This is a genomic window from Nocardia sp. NPDC058519 (genome assembly GCF_042719755.1).
In the GTDB taxonomy this organism is placed as follows: Bacteria; Actinomycetota; Actinomycetes; order Mycobacteriales; family Mycobacteriaceae; genus Nocardia.
Genome location: NZ_JBHXNK010000003.1, coordinates 223,610 through 242,686, shown reverse-complemented (window position 1 = coordinate 242,686; position 19,077 = coordinate 223,610). Strand labels below are relative to the sequence as shown.

1 protein-coding gene (running past one end of the window) is annotated in these 19,077 nt (G+C 69.8%); it reads right to left on the bottom strand.

Translation table 11 applies throughout. The annotated features are described in order from the left end of the window. Positions 1 to 52 precede the first annotated feature (52 nt). Positions 53 to 19,077, bottom strand: partial view of a non-ribosomal peptide synthase/polyketide synthase gene (locus tag ACFWPK_RS05440; RefSeq protein WP_378913336.1) — the 3' portion only. 24,712 nt of this gene lie beyond the right edge of the window; 19,025 of the gene's 43,737 nt are visible here — the last part of the coding sequence; its start codon lies beyond the right edge, outside the window; its stop codon occupies positions 53 to 55.

Here is a 19,077-nt window from a genome sequence, read left to right as displayed (position 1 = left end):
CTCGCGGCTGCTCGCCCAGCAGAGATGACCTGGTGGGCGAGCAGCTTCGGGCCTACTCCGCGACGATCACTCCGACTTCACCGCCGGCCGCGTCGGTCGGATCCGCCGCTGTGACGAACCAGTGGGTGACCTCCCCGTCGGCCAGGTCGTCTTCGACCGAGCCGTTGGGCAGGACCGACAGCGCTCCTGCGCTGGACGAGGTCAGGAATTCCTGGATGGCGGCCGGGCCGGAGGCGTGGGTGGTGTAGGTGGTGCATTCGTAGTCGATGCCGTGTTCGTCACGGAGACGTTCGGCCAGCGCTACCGCTTCGGACTGGTCGAGGACCGTGGTGTTCTCGCCGGAGACCAGCACGAAGGCCGGGTGGGTTTCGGCGAGGGGGCGGACCCGGTCGGCGTAGGAGACGGGGTGGGCCGCGGCCTCGGCGATGTCGGCTTCGATGTCGGGCAGGAGCAACCACTGGCCTGCCACGCCCGCGACCGGGGCCGCGCTGATGCCGAATGTCGCTCCGGTAGCGGCGATCTCGACGCCGGAGAGTTCACCGGCGAACAGCACCGCGGCACCCGCCTTGTGGACCGCCCAGGCGGCGAGGACCGAATCCACGCTGCGCGGCAGCGAGATCGCGACCACGTCGCCGGGACCCGCCCCGCGAGCGATGAGCACGCGGGCCAGCTGTGAGGACTTGCGATCCAGTGCGCTGTAGGCGATTTCGCTGTCGCCACGCAGCAGGGCCGGGGCCTGCGGGTCGGCTTCGACGACCTCGGCGAGCACCTTCGCCACCGTCTGCGCGCCGACACCCGACGCGACCGGGGCCGAAACAGCGGCTGTCACACCGGAATCGGCGAGCAGCTGGGCCCGTTCGTTCGCGTCGAGGATGTCGATGTCGCCGACCAGGCCGGTCGGGTTGTCGAGCAGCTCGTCGAGCACGCGCAGCAGGCGCTGCGACAGCGTGCGAACCTCGTCGGCGGTGAAGGTGCTGGTCAGGTACTTCATCGTGATCTCGATGGTCGACTCCGCCATCACCACCAGCGTGAGCGGATAGTGGGTGGCGTCGTCGAGGCCGACACCGGTGACCTGCATGCCGTCGATCGAGCTCGCCGCGGTGACGGCGTCCTTGTCCATCGGGTAGGACTCGAACACCACCAGCGTGTCGAACTGCGAGCCCATACCGGCCACCCGCTGGATATCGGACAGGCCGACGAAGTGGTGGCTGAGCAGTTCTGCCTGCTCGGACTGCACCCGCTGGGTCAGCTTCTCCGCCGTCATCCTGTCGTCGATCTGGATGCGCACGGGCAGGGTGTTGATGAACAGGCCGACCATCGACTCGACGCCGGGCAGGTCCGCCGGGCGACCGGAGACGGTCGCGCCGAACACCACGTCGTCACGGCCGGTGAGGCGCCCGACGACGATGCCCCACGCGGTCTGCAGCAGCGTGTTCACGGTGACACCCAGTTCGCCGGCGAACTTGCCGAGCGCCCTGGTGCGGTCGTTGTCGATCTCGACGATGACCTTGCCGAGTTCGTAGCGTTCCTCGGAACGCGGCGCGGGCGCGAGCTGGGTGGGGCCTTCGACCCCGGCCAGCGCTTCGGCCCACACCTGCAGCGACACTTCACGATCCCAGCCCGAGAGCCAGGACAGGAAGTTGCGGTAGGACGCCACGCGCGGGAGCGCGGTGAGGTCACCGTGCACCGCGTAGAGAACCAGCAGATCACGCATGAGCAGCGGCATCGACCAGCCGTCGACCAGGATGTGGTGGACGGTGATCGCCAGGTGCGCCTGACCCTCGCCGACCGTGTACAGACCGAAGCGGATCAGCGGCGCGGTGGCCATGTCGAACTGGTTCGCCTGGTCGGCGAGCAGCAGTTGCCGCATGCGCGGCATCCGCTCGTCCTCGGGCAGGTCGGTGAGGTCGACCTCGCGCCACGGCACCTCGAGCTCGGACAGCACCACCTGCACCGGCTGACCGGCCGAATCGGTGACGAACGCGGTCCGCAGGTTCGGGTACCGGTCGAGCACGGCCTGGGCCGCGCCGCGCAGGCGCTGCTTGTCGAGTGTGCCGGTCAGGTCGAGCACGGCCTGCACGGTGTAGACGTCGACGGTCGCCGAGCTGAGCATGGCGTGGAACATGAGGCCTGCCTGCAGCGGCGAGAGCGGCCACACTTCCGACAGCGCGGGGTAATCGCGCTCCCAGAGCTCGAGATCGGGCTGGCCCACCCGCACGAGCGGCATGTCGGACGGGGTGAAGCCACCCGCGTCGGCACGCTGGGCGTGCGTGGCGAGCGCGGTCAGCGCGGCCACGAACAGATCGGCGAACTCCTGAGCCTGTTCGACGGTGAGCAGCCCCTTCGGGAACGCGATATTCGCGCCGAGCTGCGGGCCCTCGTCACCGTCGTTGACGATGGCGTTGATATCCAGCGTCGCGTTGGCGGGCATGTCGAGGTCCATCTCGGCGTCGAGCTGACCCAGATCCGCCACCGGCACCCAGCCGAGTTCGGCGAGTTCGGCGGGGATCTCACCCGCGGTCGCGCGACCGAGGTAGTTGAAGCTGATCTGGCCGACGCTCGGCAGATCCGCGCCCTCGGTGGTGAGGTACTTCAGCATGCCGTAACCGATGCCCTTGTCGGGCACGGCCAGCATCTGCTCCTTGACCGACTTGATCACGTCGGCGAGCACGGCGCCACCGGCGAACGCGTCGTCGAGGTCGGCACCCGCGAGATCGAGGCGGACCGGGAAGGCGGTGGTGAACCAGCCGACGGTGCGCGACAGGTCGGCACCGGCGACGATCTCTTCCTGGCGGCCGTGGCCTTCCAGCTTGATCAGCGCCGCGGTGCCGGATTCGTCACCGCGCCACCGGGATACGGCCAGCGCGAGTGCGCTGAGCAGGCCGTCGTTGACGCCGCCGTGGTAGAGGCCGGGGATCGCGGTGAGGATCGCGTCGGTGACCTCGGGCGAGAGGGTGACCTGCACCCGGTCGACGGTGGCGAAGGTGTCGACCTGCGGGTCGAAGGCCCGAGCACCCAGCTGCGGATCGGCGGTGGCCGAAACCTCGCGCCAGAACGGCAGTTCCGCGCGACGGTCGGTCGACTGCTCCACCAGGCTGTGCGCCCAGCGCCGCATCGAGGTGCCGTTGACCGGCAGCGTGACCGGCTGACCCGCCGCGATCTGGCCCCAGGCCATACCGAGGTCCGGGATCAGGATGCGCCAGGAGACGCCGTCGATCACGAAGTGGTGGCCGACGATGAGCAGCACGTCGCGGCGGCGCGGACCCTCGGCGGGCTCACCGAAGGTGAACCAGACGAACTGCACCATGGCGGCGTTGGCGGGGTCGAGACGACCCATGGCCTGGTCGTATTCGACGCTGGCCAGCTTGGAGAGCTGATCGTCGGCGATGTCACCGGCTACCTCGACCCGGCGCACGAGTGCGGTCACGTCGACCTCGCCCGGCGCCAAAGCCTCGAAGACCCAGCCGTTCTCGCTGCCCGACTGATCCGCGCTCACGGGCGCCTCGGTACGAGCGACGCGCGAACGCAGCACGTCGTGGTGGTCGAAGACCGCACCGATCGTGGCGTGCAGAACCTCGGCGGTGATGTTCTCGGGCAGGCGAAGCACCATCGACTGGGAGAACCGGTCGTAGGTGGAGCCACCGGCGAGGATCTGGCGCATGATCGGCAGCATCGGGATGTCGCCGACACCACCGCCCGGCAGTTCCTCGAGGACGATCTGTTCGGCATCGCCCGCGAGCACGGCGATCTCGGCAAGCCCTGCCACGCTGCGCTTTTCGAACACATCACGCGGCTTGAAGAGCACGCCGCGATCCTTGGCGCGCGAGACCAGCTGGATGGACAGAATCGAGTCGCCGCCGAGGGCGAAGAACGAATCGTCCAGGCCGACGGCGTCGACACCGAGCACCTCGGCGTAGACGGTGGCGATGATCGCCTCGACTTCGCTTGTCGGCGTCCGGAACTCGCGCGGGGCGAGCACGGGCTCGGGCAGTGCGCGACGGTCCAGCTTGCCCGCGGGGGTCAGCGGGATCTCGTCGAGGACCATCACGGCGGCGGGCACCATGTGCGCGGGCAGGTGCTGGGCCGCGTACTCGACCAGGGCTGCCGGGTCGGCGGTGGCGCGCACGTAGGACACCAGGATGGTGGCGCCCGCGTCGGTCTTGCGGCCGATGGTGGCGGCGAACTCGACGTCGTCGTGCGCGGTGAGGACCGCGTCGATCTCGCCCAGCTCGATCCGGAAACCGCGGATCTTCACCTGGAAGTCGTTGCGGCCCACGTATTCCACGACAGGCTTGCCGTGCACCGTGCGCCAGGCGACGACGTCACCGGTGCGGTACAGGCGCTCGCCGTCGGCGTACGGGCTGGCCACGAAACGCTCGGCGGTGAGGCCGTGGCGCGCGTGATAGCCACGAGCCAGCGGGACACCACCGAGGTACAGCTCACCGGCCACACCTTCGGGCACCGGACGCAGGCGACTGTCGAGCACCAGCACGGTCGCACCCGCGATCGGGCCACCGATGTTCATGGTGTCGCCCGGCAGCAGCGGATCGGACAGGTTGGTGGCGATGGTCGCCTCGGTCGGACCGTAGGCGTTGTAGAACCGGTGGTACGCCGGGTCGGTGCCCGCGCTGTGCCAGTTCGCGACCAGGTCGACGGGGGCCTTGTCGCCACCGACGATCAGCGCTTCCAGTCCGGCCAGCGCCGCGGGTTCCATCGACGCCGCGACCAGCGGGGTGAGGAACACGTGGGTGAGCTGCTGGCTCGCGATGATGTCGGCCAGCTCCTCGCCGCCGACCACACCGACCGGCGTGATGACGAGCGTGCCCGCCGAACCGACCGCGAGGAGGAACTCGAGAATCGAGGCGTCGAACGACGGTGACGCGAAGGCCAGGGTCCGCGCGTTCTTGTCGAGACCGAACTGCGCGACCTGGGCGGCCGCGAAGTTGGGCACACCGGCGTGGGTGACGACGACGCCCTTGGGCAGGCCCGTCGAACCCGAGGTGTAGATCATGTAGGCCGTGTTGCCGGGGCGGACCGCGCCACGACGGTCGGCCTCGGTGATCGGGGCGTCGGACTGTGCGGCGATCGCGGCCTCGGTGGCCGTGTCGTCGAGAGTCAGCCAGTCGTCGAGCGCGGGGGCGGGCAGGTGCCCGACCTCGGCCGATACCGTAATGCCCAGTGCCGCACCGGAGTCCGACATCATGTGCGCGATGCGCTCGGCCGGGTACTTCGGGTCGACCGGCAGGAACGCCGCACCGGTCTTGATGACGGCCCAGATCGCCAGGGTGGTGTCGAGCGAACGCTGCATGGCGATGGCGACGACCGTCTCCGGTGCGGCACCGCGCTCGATGAGTACCCGCGCCAGACGGGAGGACGCCGCGTCGAGCTCGGCATAGGTCAGCGAGGCCGACTCACCGGGCGCGACGATGGCCTGACCGGTCGGGTTGGACGCCACCGCCTGCGCGAGGAGCTCCGGCAATGTGCTCACCGAAGCGGCGGGACCGCCTGTGCGAGTGAGCAGTTCGGTGCGCTCGGTGGTGTCGAGGAGTTCGAGATCGCCGACCGGGGTGGTGGTATCGGCGACGACCTCGGCGAGCAGACGCTGGAAGCGCTGCGCGAACTTCTCCACCGTCGACTGGTCGAACAGCGCACTGGCGTAGGAGAACTCGGCGTAGGCGCCGGCTTCGTCCCCGGCAGCCGCTTCACGCACGGTGAGCAGCAGGTCGAACTTGGCGGTGTCGACATCGAAGTCGACGGCCGAGACCGACAGACCCGGCAGCTCGAAGCTGGCGTCGGGCAGGTTCTCGAACGACAGCGCCACCTGGAACAGCGGGTGCCGCGCGGTGGAGCGCTCGGGGTTGAGCAGTTCCACCAGGCGCTCGAACGGGATGTCGGCGTGGGCGAAGGCGGCCAGGTCGGCTTCCTTGGCCTGGGTCAGCAGCTCCGCGAAGCTCAGCTGCCCGCCCACCTGCGTGCGCAGGGCGAGGGTGTTGACGAACATGCCGATCACGTCGTCGAGTTCGGCCTCACCACGGCCCGCGATCGGCGTACCGATGACGATGTCCTCGGTGCCCGACATGCGCGCCAGGAACACCGCCAGGGCGGTGTGCACGACCATGAACAGCGTCGCGTTCTGCTCGCGAGCGATGGCGGACAGCCCGGCGTGGATGTCGCCGCCGATCGGGAACAGCACCCGGCCACCGGCGAAGGACTGCGTGCTCGGACGCGGTCGATCCAGCGGCAGGTTCAGCTCGTCGGGGACACCGGCGAGTGCGCGCTTCCAGTAGTCGGCCTGCTGGGCGACGAGGCTGGTCTCGTCGGTCTCGGCGCCGAGGACCTCACGCTGCCAGACGCTGAAGTCGGCGTACTGCACCGGCATCGGCGCCCAGCCCGGCGCTTCACCGGCGGCACGGGCGGCGTAGGCGATCATCACGTCGCGGGTCAGCGGGCCCATGGACCAGCCGTCGGCACTGATGTGGTGGGCGACGAAGACGAGGATGAACTCCTCGTCGGCGACCCGCATGAGACGAGCACGCAACGGCACTTCGTCGATCACATCGAAGCCGGTGGAGATCAGCTCGGCAATCTTGTCTCGAACCTGTTCGGGGGCAACGGTTTCCGGCGTCAGATCCGGCACATTGCCCTCGACCGGCAGGATCACCTGGTGCGGTGTGCCGTCGGTCGACGGGTACACCGTGCGCAGGGTCTCGTGCCTCGCGAGCACATCGGCGACGGCCAGCTGCAGTGCCCCGACATCCAGCGCGCCCGACAGGCGGACGGCGACGGGGATGTTGTTCACCGAGGACGCGGTGTCGAACTGGTTCAGGAACCACATGCGCTGCTGCGCGAGCGAGAGCGGCACCTGATCCGGACGCGGTCCGGCGACCAGCGCGCGACGCCCACCGGCGCCCGCACCCTGCTCGACCCGCACGGCGAGACCGGCCACCGTCGACGCCTCGAACAGCAGGCGCACGGGCACCCGGCTGTCCAGTGCGGCACCGAGGCGGGCCGCGACCTGAGTGGCCAGCAGCGAGTTACCGCCGAGGGCGAAGAAGTCGTCGTCGGCGCCGACGCGCTCGGCGCCGAGCACATCGGCGAACACGCCTGCCACGATCTCCTCGATCGGGGTCGACGGCGCGCGGAAGGCCTGCGCCTCGAACTCCGGCTCCGGCAGCGCCTTGCGGTCGAGCTTGCCGTTCACGTTGAGCGGCAGCGCGTCCAGCACGACGAACGCGGCGGGCACCATGTACGACGGCAGTCCGGCCGACAGCGCCGACTTGACCTGTGCCACCTCGATATCGGCACCGACCAGGTAGGCGACCAGGCGGTCACCGGTGCGCGGATCGGACTTGGCGATGACGGCGGCCTGCGCGATCTCGGGCAGCGCGAGCAGCGCGGCCTCGATCTCGCCGAGCTCGATGCGGAAGCCGCGGATCTTCACCTGGAAGTCGGTGCGGCCGCGGTAGTCGAGTTCGCGGTTGTTCCAGGCCACCAGGTCACCGGTGCGGTACATGCGGGTACCGGGGGTGAACGGGTTGGCGACGAAACGATCGGCGGTCAGGTCGGCGCGACCGAAGTAGCCGCGAGCCAGCTGCGCGCCGGCCAGGTACAGCTCACCGGCGACACCGTCGGGCACCGGGCGCAGGCGCTCGTCGAGCACGTAGACCTGGCTGTTCCACTCGGGCGAACCGATGGAGACCGACACCTGGTCGGCGGCGTTGACGCGGTGCGAGGTGATCGAGACCGCGGCCTCGGTCGGGCCGTACAGGTTGAACAGCTCGGTGCGGCTGAACTCGGCGCGGAAACGCTGGGCCAGCGAGCCCGGCAGCGCCTCACCGATGGCCAGGACCCGCCACAGCGAATCGGGGATCCCCGCGGCGAGCAGCGCGTCGAGCATCGACGGCACCACGTGCAGGGTGGTGACCCATTCGCGGGCCATCAGCTCGTTGAGGTAGGCCGGTTCGCGATGGCCGTCGGCCGAGGCGATCACCAGGCGACCACCGCACACCGCTGCCGACCAGAACTCCCAGACCGAGAGGTCGAAGGTGGCGGCGGTCTTGAGCAGCACCGCGTCGGCCGCGTCCATGCCGAACTCGATCAGCTTCCACTGCAACTGGTTGGCGATCGCGCCGTGCGCAACGGCGACACCCTTCGGCCGACCGGTGGAGCCGGAGGTGAAGATCACGTACGCGGTGTTCTCCGGACGCAGCGGTTCGGTGCGCTCGGCATCGGAAATCGGTGCGGCGCCGATCGATTCCAGGTCGAGCTCGTCGACGCGGACCACGGGCGCGACATCGGTGGCGAACTCGGCGTTGGTCAGCACGCAGACCGGTGCCGCCGTCTCGAGGATGTAGTCGGTGCGCTCGGCCGCCTGATCGGGGTCGACCGGCACATACGCGCCACCGGACTTGGCCACCGCGTACATCGCGACAACCAGGTCCACCGAGCGGCGCATGGCCAGCGCGACACGGGATTCCGGGCCGACACCCAGCGAGATCAGGTGCCGCGCGAGGCGGTTCACCTTCGCGTCGAGTTCGGCGTAGGTGAGCTGGGCGCCGTCGTCGGTGACCAGGGCGGTCGACTTCGGGTCGGCGGCCACCGACGCGTCGAGCAGCGAGACCAGGGTGGCCTCGGTGTCGAACGCGTAGGCGGTGGCGTTGCGGGCCTCGAGCACCTGGGTGCGTTCGGCGGGTGCCAGCAGTTCGATATCGCCGACCGCGGTGCGCGGGGTGGCGACGATCGCGCCGAGCAGGCGGACGAATCGTTCGACGAAACCTTCGACCGTGGCGTGGTCGAACAGGTCGGTCGCGTAGGTGAACAGACCCGAGATGCCTTCGGGCTCACCGGCATCGCCGTAGCGGTCGGTGGCGATCAGGTGCAGGTCGAACTGCGACAGCTCGGTGGCGATATCGAGTCCGGAGACCGTCAGGCCCGGCAGTTCCAGGGTGGCGCGGCTGAGGTTCTGGAACGACAGACCGACCTGGAACAGCGGGTGCCGCGCGGTGGAGCGCACCGGGTTGAGCACCTCGACCAGGCGCTCGAACGGCACGTCGGCGTTGGCGAACGCCGCGATGTCGTCCTCGCGCTGGCGGGCCAGCAGCTCGGTGAAGGCTTCGCCGCCGTCGACCTTGGTGCGGAACACCAGGGTGTTGACGAACATGCCGATCATGTCGTCGAGCGCGGCTTCGCCACGACCGGCCATCGGGGTGCCGATGGCGATGTCGTCGGTGCCCGACAGGCGGGCGAGCAGCACCGCGAGGGCGGTGTGCACGACCATGAACAGGGTCGCGCCCTCGGCGCGGGCCAGTTCGACCAGCGCGCGGTGGGTGTCGGCGTCGATCTGGACGTCGACCTTGCTACCGGCGAAGGTCTGCACCGCCGGGCGCGGACGGTCGGCGGGCAGGTCGAGCTGATCGGGCAGATCGGCGAGGGCCTGCTTCCAGTGCGCGACCTGCTTGGACGCCATCGACTCCGCGTCGTCCTCGCTGCCGAGGAGGTCGCGCTGCCAGATGCTGTAGTCCGCGTACTGCACGGCCAGCGGCGACCAGCCGGGCTCGGAGCCCGTCGAGCGGGCCGCGTAGGCGGTCATCAGATCGCGGGTCAGCGGGGCGACCGAGGAACCGTCACCGGAGATGTGGTGCACGACCAGGGCCAGCACGAACTCATCGGTGTCCTCGACCTGGAACAGCGCGAGCTTCAGCGGCACCTCGACGGTGACATCGAAGCTGGTCGACATCAGTTCCGCGACCGCCGATTCCACCTCGTCGGCGGCGACGGTGCGTTCGATCAGCTCCGGCGCGGCCTGCGCGGGCGACAGGATCACCTGTGCCGCGCCCGCTTCGGTCTGCGGGTAGACGGTGCGCAGGATCTCGTGGCGCGAGACCAGGTCGGTGACCGCGGCACGCAACGCGGCCACGTCGAGGTCACCGGTGAGCCGCACCGCGACCGGGACGTTGTAGGCCGCCGACTGGGTGTCGAAGCGGTTGAGGAACCACATCCGCTGCTGCGCGAGCGAGAGCGGGATGCGCTCGGGACGCGGACCGGCCGTGAGCGCCTTGCGATCTCCGGTCTCGGCGTGCTGCTCGACCCGATGAGCCAGGGCAGCCACCGTGGACGCCTCGAACAGCAGGCGCACGGGAATGCGGGTGTCGAGCGCCTCGCCCAGACGGGCGGCGACCTGCGTGGCGAGCAGCGAGTTACCGCCCCAGGCGAAGAAGTCGTCGTCGAGGCCGAAACGCTTGTCCGCGTCGAGGCGGAGGACCTCGGCGAAGGTGGCGGCCACGAGCTGTTCGCTCGGGCTCACCGGCGCGCGGAACACAGCCTTCTCGACCTCGGGTTCCGGCAGAGCCTTGCGGTCGAGCTTGCCGTTGGCGTTGAGCGGCAGCGCGTCGAGCTGCAGGAACACGGTCGGAACCATGTAGGACGGCAGCTCGGCGGCCAGTGCGGCACGCAGAACCAGCTTGTCCACCACCGTGTCGGCCACGACATAGGCGACCAGGCGGTCGCCGACGACGGGGTCGGTGTGGGCAAGGACAGCGGCGGAGGTGATGTCCGGCTGACGCAGCAGCGCGGCCTCGATCTCGCCGAGCTCGATCCGGAAGCCGCGGATCTTCACCTGGAAGTCGGTGCGGCCCCGGTAGTCCAGTTCGCCGTCGGCGTTCCAGGCGACGAGGTCACCGGTGCGGTACATGCGCTCGCCGGTCGCCGAGAACGGGTCGGCGACGAAACGGTCGGCGGTGAGATCGGCGCGACCGAAGTAGCCGCGGGCCAGCTGGGCGCCGGCCAGATACAGCTCACCGGACACACCGACCGGAACCGGGCGCAGACGCGAATCCAGCACGTAGACACGGCTGTTCCACTCCGGCGCACCGATCGAGACCGACACCTTGTCGGCGTCGGTGACCGCGTGGCTGGTGATCGAGACCGCGGCCTCGGTCGGGCCGTACAGGTTGAACAGCGCGGCGGTGTTGGCCGTGCGGAAACGCTGCGCGGTCGCGGCGGGCAACGCCTCACCGATGGCGAGGACACGGCGCAACGTACGCGGCAGTGCCGCACCGGATTCGGTCAGCAGCCCGTCGAGCATCGACGGCACCACATGCAGCGTGGTGACGGCGGTGGCCCGCATCAGGTCGTTGAGGTAGGCCGGGTCGCGGTGGCCGTCGGCGGTGGCGACCACCAGGCGGGCACCCGCCACGGCGGCGGTCCAGAACTCCCAGACCGAGAGGTCGAAGGTGGCGGCGGTCTTGAGCAAGACCGCGTCGTCGGCACCGATACCGAATTCGGCCGTCTCCCACAGCAACTGGTTGACGATCGCGCCGTGCGAGACCGCGACACCCTTGGGCTTGCCGGTCGAGCCGGACGTGAAGATCACGTACGCGGTGTTCGCGGGCAGCAGGGTGCGCCCGGTGATCGCGGCATCGCTCACATCGGTCAGGTCGAGCTGGTCGAGGACGACCACTTCGGCTGCCGCCGTGCTGAATTCGGCATTCGCCGTGGTGAGCACGACAGCGGGCGCGGCCGTTTCCAGGATGTAGTCGGTGCGCTCGGCAGGCTGATCCGGGTCGATCGGCACGTACGCCGCACCAGTGCGAGCCACCGCGTACATCGCGATGATCAGCTCGGCGGAGCGACGGATGGCCAGCGCGACCCTGTCCTCGGTGCCGATTCCGAGCGAGATCAGGTGCCGTGCGAGGCGGTTGACCTCGGCATCGAGCTCGGCATAGGTCAGCTCGCGACGGCCGTCGGCTTCATCGACAACCAGTGCGACAGCATCCGGGGTCGCGGCCACGGTGGCGTCGAGCAGCGATACCAGGGTGGCGTCGGTGTCGACATCGTGCGCGGTGTCGTTCCACGCCGTGACGATCCGCGCGGATTCCGGCGTGGTGAGCAGGTCGATATCGCCGACCGCGATGGTGGCGTCGGCGGCGACCGCGTCGAGCACCAGCAGGAAGCGGTCGGCGAAGCTCTGGACCGTCGACTCGTCGAACAGGTCGATGGCGTAACCGAATTCGGTGACCAGCTGGGCCGGTGCGCCGTCGTCGGTGTAGCGGTCGTAGAGGGTGACGTGCAGGTCGGTCTTGGCCAGCTGGGAGTCGTAGTCGACGGCGCTGACGGTCAGGCCGGGCAGTTCGAAGGTGGTGTCGGCCAGGTTCTGGAACGACAGGCCCACCTGGAACAGCGGGTTGCGCGCGGTGGAGCGGACCGGGTTGAGCACCTCGACGAGACGCTCGAACGGCACGTCGGCGTTGGCGAAGGCTTCCAGGTCGCGGTTGCGCACGTCGGCGAGCAGTTCGGCGAAGGAGACGCCGGGGTCGACGGCGGTGCGGAACACCAGGGTGTTGACGAACATGCCGATCAGGTCGTCGAGCTCACGCTCACCACGGCCCGCGATCGGGGTGCCGACGGCGATGTCGTCGGTGCCGGACAGGCGAGCGAGCAGCACCGCGAGCGCGGCGTGCACGACCATGAACAGCGAGGCGTTGTTCGCCCTGGCCAGCTCGTGCAGGGCCGCGTGGCGGGTCGGGTCGATCTCGAAGCGGATGGCCTGACCCTGGAACGACTGCGCGGGCGGGCGCGGCCGGTCGGCGGGCAGTTCGAGCTGGTCGGGCAGCCCGGCCAGCGCTTCGGCCCAGTACGCGACCTGCTTGGCGGCCAGCGATTCGGGATCGGTCTCGTCGCCGAGGACCTCGCGCTGCCAGAGCGCGTAGTCGGCGTACTGCACGGGCAACGGCGCCCACTGCGGCGCCTCACCCTGCACGCGGGCCACGTAGGCGGCCATGATGTCGCGGGCCAGCGGGCCCATCGAGGAACCGTCGGCGGACACGTGGTGCACGGTGAACGCGAGCACGTGATCGGTGTCGTTCAGCTCGAACAGCGCGACCTTGAGCGGCACCTCTTCGGTGACGTCGAAGGTGGTCATCGCGAATTCGATGACGGTGCCGAGCAGGTCCGCCTCGGTGACCTCGATGTGGTGCACCACGGCGCGGCTCTGCGAGACGGGCAGGATCACCTGGTGCGGGCCGTCGGCCGAGCGCGGGTAGGTGGTGCGCAGCATCTCGTGGCGGGCGAACACATCGCCGATGGCCTGTTCGAGCGCGGCCACCTCGAGTTCGCCGGTGAGACGCACCGCGAGGGGGATGTTGTCGACCGCGGAGGTGGACGTGTCGAACTGGTTGAGGAACCAGTACCGCTGCTGGGCGGGCGAGAGCGGGATGACGGCGGGCCGCTCCCCCGCGGTCAGGCGCGGACGGGTCCGGCCGGAACCGGCGTTGTGCTCGGCGCGGGTGGCGAGCGCGGACACGGTCGAGGCTTCGAACAGGTCGCGGACCGAGAGCTGGATGTCGAGGGCAGCGCCGATGCGGGCGGTGACCTGGGTGGCCAGCAGCGAGTTGCCGCCGAGTTCGAAGAAGTCGTCGTCGGCGCCGACCCGGGTCACGCCGAGGACGTCGCCGAAGGTGCCCGCCACGATCTCTTCGATCGGGGTGGACGCCGCGCGGAACACCTTGGCCTCGAACACCGGCGCGGGCAGCGCCTTGCGATCGAGCTTGCCGGAAGCGTTGAGCGGGAAGGCATCCAGGATCACGAACGCGGTGGGCACCATGTAGGTCGGCAGCGCACCACCGAGTTCGGTGCGCACGGCATCGAGGTCGATGCTCGCGCCGGCCTCCGGGATCAGATAGCCGACGAGCTGGTCGCCGAGGCGCTCGTCGGAGCGGACCACGACCACGGACTGAGCGATCGAGGGCAGCGCGGTGAGCGCGGACTCGATCTCGCCGAGCTCGATGCGCAGACCACGCAGCTTCACCTGGAAGTCGGTGCGGCCCAGGTACTCCAGCTCGCCCTGTTCGGTCCAGGCGACGAGGTCACCGGTGCGGTACATGCGCTCGCCGTCGTCACCGAACGGGTCGGCGACGAAACGGTCAGCGGTGAGGTCCGGGCGGTTGACGTAGCCGCGCGCCAGCTGGACACCGGCCAGGTAGAGCTCGCCGGGGACGCCGACGGGCACCGGGTGCAGACGCGAATCCAGCACGTACACCTGGGTGTTGAACACCGGGGCGCCGATCGGCACCGAGGTGGTGTCGGCATCGGTGACCTCGTGGAAGGTGACGTCGACCGCGGCTTCGGTGGGGCCGTACAGGTTGTGCAGGGCCGCGCCGGTGAGGGCGCGCATCCGCTGGGCGGTCGGCGCGGGCAGTGCCTCACCCGAGGCGAACACCAGTCGCAGGCTGTTCGACACCGGCTGGCCGTCGGCGAGGGCCACGGCCGCGGATTCGGCCAGTTCGGCGACGAACACCGACATCATCGACGGCACGAAGTGCGCGGTGGTGACGCCCTCGGTGGCGATGATCTCGGCGAGGTAGGCCGGATCGCGGTGACCGTCGGGCTTGGCGACGACCAGCCGCGCGCCGATCTGCAAGGGCCAGAAGAACTCCCACACCGACACGTCGAACGTGGCGGGCGTCTTCTGCAAGACCACATCGGCCTCGGTCAGACCGTACGCGGCCTGCATCCACACGAGACGGTTGACGATCGCGCCATGGCTGACCGCCACACCCTTCGGACGACCCGTCGAACCCGACGTGAAGATCACATACGCCGTGTTCTCCGGACGCAACGGAGCGATCCGCTCGGCATCGGTGACCGGCGCATCCGAGTAATCCGAAAGATCCAGGCGTTCGATGTTCAGCGCGGTGGTCGAGCCCGCGTCGAAGTCGTCACGGGCAGTGGTCAATACGCACACCGGCGCCGCGGTCTCGAGCACATAGTGCGTGCGCTCGGCCGGGTGGTCGGGGTCGAGCGGCACGTACGCGCCACCGGCCACGCTCACCGCGTACATGCCGATCACCAGGTCGAGCGAGCGGCGCATGCCGAGCGCGACCATGGTGTCCGGGCCCACGCCCTTGGCGATGAGGTGGCGGGCGAGGCGGTTCACATGTGCGGTGAACTCGCGGTAGGACAGACTCGTCCCCTCGAAGGTAACGGCGGTCGCGTTCGGGCTGGTCGCGGCCTGTTCGGAGAACATCGACACCAGCGTGGCGGCACGGTCGACCGGGTGCTCGGTGGCGTTCCAGTCGGTGACCACCTGGCGGTACTCGGCCGGGGACAGCAGGTCGACCTCGCCGATCGCGCGGGCGGGCTTGGCCACGACCGCGGTCAGCATCCGCACCAGGCGCTGCGCGAGGGCGGCGACCGTGCCTGCGTCGAACATATCGGTGGCGTAGGCGAATTCGGCCGTCATGCCGTCGGCGGAACCGTCGGCACGGTGGCGGTCGGCCAGGTTCAGGTGCAGATCGAACTTGGCGGTGACCACGTCGAGCGGCACGCCCGCGACCTCGAGGCCTGGCAGTTCGAAGGACGCCTCACCGGTGTTCTGGAAGGACAGCATCACCTGGAAAAGCGGGTGGCGTGCCTGCGAACGGGCCGGGTTGAGGATCTCGACGAGGCGTTCGAACGGGAGGTCGGCGTGACCGAAGGCGGCGAGGTCGTTCTCCCTGGTCCGGTCGAGCAGCTCGGTGAACGGCTGGGCCGGGTCGACGGCGCTGCGCAGGACCAGGGTGTTGACGAACATGCCGATGGCGTCGTCGAGCACCGCTTCACCACGACCGGCGACGGCGGTACCGATGGCGATGTCGTCGCTGCCCGACAGGCGGGCCAGCAGCGCGGCGAACGCGGCGTGCACGACCATGAACAGGCTGGCGCCGTGTTCGCGGGCCAGCGCGTTGAGTCCGGCCGACAGGGCGGGGTCGATCGAGAACTCGTGCACGCCACCGCGATTGGACGCCACGGCGGGACGGGCCCGGTCGGCGGGCAGGTCGAGCTGGTCGGGCAGCCCGGCCAGGTGCTGCGACCAGTAGGCCACCTGCTGGGCGATCATCGACGCCGAATCAGCTTCGGCACCGAGCGTTTCGCGCTGCCACAGGGCGAAGTCGGCGTACTGCACGGGCAGCGGCGCCCAGCCGGGTGCTTCGCCGCGCGAGCGGGCGGCGTAGGCGATCATCACGTCGCGGGCCAGCGGGCGAACAGACCAGCCGTCGCCGGAGATGTGGTGCACGACGAAGACCAGAACGTGGGTGTCGGGGTGCGAGCCGTCCATGGAGCCCGCGATGCGCAACAGTTCGGCGCGCACCGGGACCTCGGCGGTGACGTCGAACCCGGCGAGCACGAGTTCGCTGATGCGATCGCGGATCTCGTCCTCGCCGACGGTGATCGGGTTCAGCGAGATCGGCGTCTGGCCCGCGGGCAGCACGACCTGCACGCCTTGGCCCTCGGCGGTCTCGGGGTAGACGGTGCGCAGCACCTCGTGCCGGTCGACCACGTCGGCGACGGCCTGACGCAGTGCGTCGATGTCGAGGTCACCGGTCAGGCGGACGGCCAGTGGGATGTTGTTGACGCCGGTCGCGCTGTCGAAGCGGTTGAGGAACCACATGCGCTGCTGGGCGAGCGAGAGCGGGATCTGCTCCGGGCGCGCACCGGCCACGAGCTCGCGACGGCTGCCGCTACCCGCGTGGACCTCGACCTTGGCAGCCAGCGCGGCCACCGACGGCGCCTCGAACAGCGCGCGCACGGGGACGCGGGTGTCGAGGGCGGCACCGAGGCGGGCGACCACCTGGGTGGCGATGAGCGAGTTGCCGCCCAGGTCGAAGAAGTCGTCGTCGAGGCCGACCGCGCGGTCGCCGGACAGGCCGAGCACCTCGGCGAAGGTGGCGGCGACGATCTCCTCGATCGGCGTGCGCGGCGCGCGGAACTCGCGCGCCTCGAACACCGGCTCGGGCAGGGCCCTGCGGTCGAGCTTGCCGTTGGCGCTCAGCGGCATCTCGTCGATGACGACGAACGCGGCCGGGACCATGTAGGACGGCAACTGTGCGGCCAGCTGCGCACGCAGCGCGTCGATTTCGACGGTCGCGCCCGCGGCGGGGACGACATAGCCGACGAGCTGGTCGCCGGTGCGCGCATCCGAACGCACGACCACCACGGCCTGCGTGACGGTGTTGTGCGCGGTGAGCGCGGCCTCGATCTCGCCGAGCTCGATGCGCAGACCACGCAGCTTGACCTGGAAGTCGGTGCGGCCGAGGTAGGTGATCACACCGTTCTCGTCGCGGCGGACGAGGTCACCGGTGCGGTACATGCGCTCGCCGCCGGTCCCGAACGGGTCGGCGACGAAGCGGTCGGCGGTGAGGTCGGGGCGGGCGAAGTAGCCGCGGGCCAGCTGGGCACCGGCCAGATACAGCTCACCGGCGACACCGGCGGCGACCGGGTGCAGTCGCGAATCCAGCACGTAGGCCCGCGAGTTCCAGACCGGCGAACCGATCGGCACGGCACCGTCGACCTGCTCGGCGACCGGTGAGTGCGTCGCGTGGACGGTGAACTCGGTGGGGCCGTACAGGTTGAACAGGGCCGCGTCGCTCACCTTGCGCAGGGCGACCACCGCATCGGCGGTGAACGCCTCACCGGCGATCAGCAGGGCGCGCAGTGAGGACAGAGCTCCGCCCTCGATGGCGGCCGCATCGATGCTGCCCGCGAAAACGGTGAGCATCGAGGGCACGAACGAGGTCATCGTGACCCGTTGCGCGGCAATGACATCCGCGAGGTACTGCGGATCGCGGTGACCGTCGGGGCTCGCCACGACGATCCGGCCGCCGGTGCTCAGCGGGCCGAACAGTTCCCAGACCGACACGTCGAAGGTGGCGGGTGTCTTGAACAGCACCACGTCGTCGGCGTCGATACCGTATTCGCCGGTGATCCAGCGGATCTGGTTCACCACGGCCGAGTGCGGCACGGCCACACCCTTCGGGCGCCCGGTCGAGCCGGAGGTGAAGATGACGTACGCCGGGTGCTGCGGGAGCAACGGCACGATCCGCTCGGCATCGCTGACCGGAGTCTCCGGGTACGCCGAGAGGTCGATCGCGTCGATGACCAGCGTAATCAGGTCACCGGTCGCGCTGTCATCGAGTCCGAACCCGTCGCGAGTAGTGGTGAGGACGGCGACCGGGGCGGCCGTCTCCAGTACGTACGCGATGCGGTCGGCGGGCTGGTCCAGGTCGAGCGGCACGTAGCCACCGCCTGCTTCCTGCACCGCGTAGGCGGCGACGACCAGGTCGATGCTGCGGCGCAGCCCGAGCGCGACGAGGGATTCCGGGCGGACGCCGACTTCGATCAGGTGATGCGCCAAACGGTGCACGCGAGCGGCGAATTCGGCGTAGGTCAGGGTCTCGCCGGTGGCGGGGTCGACGATCGCGACCGCGTCCGGGGTGGCCAGCGCCTGGCGGGCGAACTCGTCCACCAGGGTGCCCGCGCCGGGCAGCTCATGGGCGGTGTCGTTCCAACCACGCACGGCCAGTGCGGTTTCGGCGGAATCGAGCAGGGCGATGTCGCCGACAGCACGGTTCGGGGCCGCCGCGATCTCGGCGAGCAGGCGGGCGAAGCGGGCACCGAACCGGTCCATGGTGGCCGCGTCGAACAGATCGGTGGCGTAGATCAGTTCGGCGACGATCCCCGATGCGTCGCCCGGCTTCTCGGTGAGCACGACCTGCAGGTCGAACTTGGCCACGTCGATCGGCAGGTCGACGCCGCTGACAGTGAGGCCCGGAAGTTCCAGGCTGGTCTGACCGGTGTTCTGGAAGGCCAGCATGACCTGGAACAGCGGGTGACGCGCCTGCGAGCGGGCCGGGTTGATGATCTCGACGAGGCGCTCGAACGGCAGGTCGGCGTGGCCGAAGGCGGCGATGTCGCTCGCGCGGACCTTGCCGAGCAGGTCGGTGAAGCTCGCGTCGCTGTCGACCTCGGTGCGTAGCACCAGGGTGTTGACGAACATGCCGATCAGGTCGTCGAGGGCGCGCTCACCACGGCCCGCGATGGGGGTACCGATGGCGATGTCGTGCTCGCCGGACAGGCGCGAGAGCAGCAGCGCGAGCGAGGCATGGGCGACCATGAACAGCGTCGCGCCACGGGTGCGGGCCAGATCAGCCAGGGCCGCATGGGTTTTCGCGTCGATCTCGAAGGTGTGGGTGGCGCCGCGTCCGCTGGCGACCGCGGGGCGCGGCCGGTCGGCGGGCAGGTCGAGCTGCTCGGGCAGGCCGC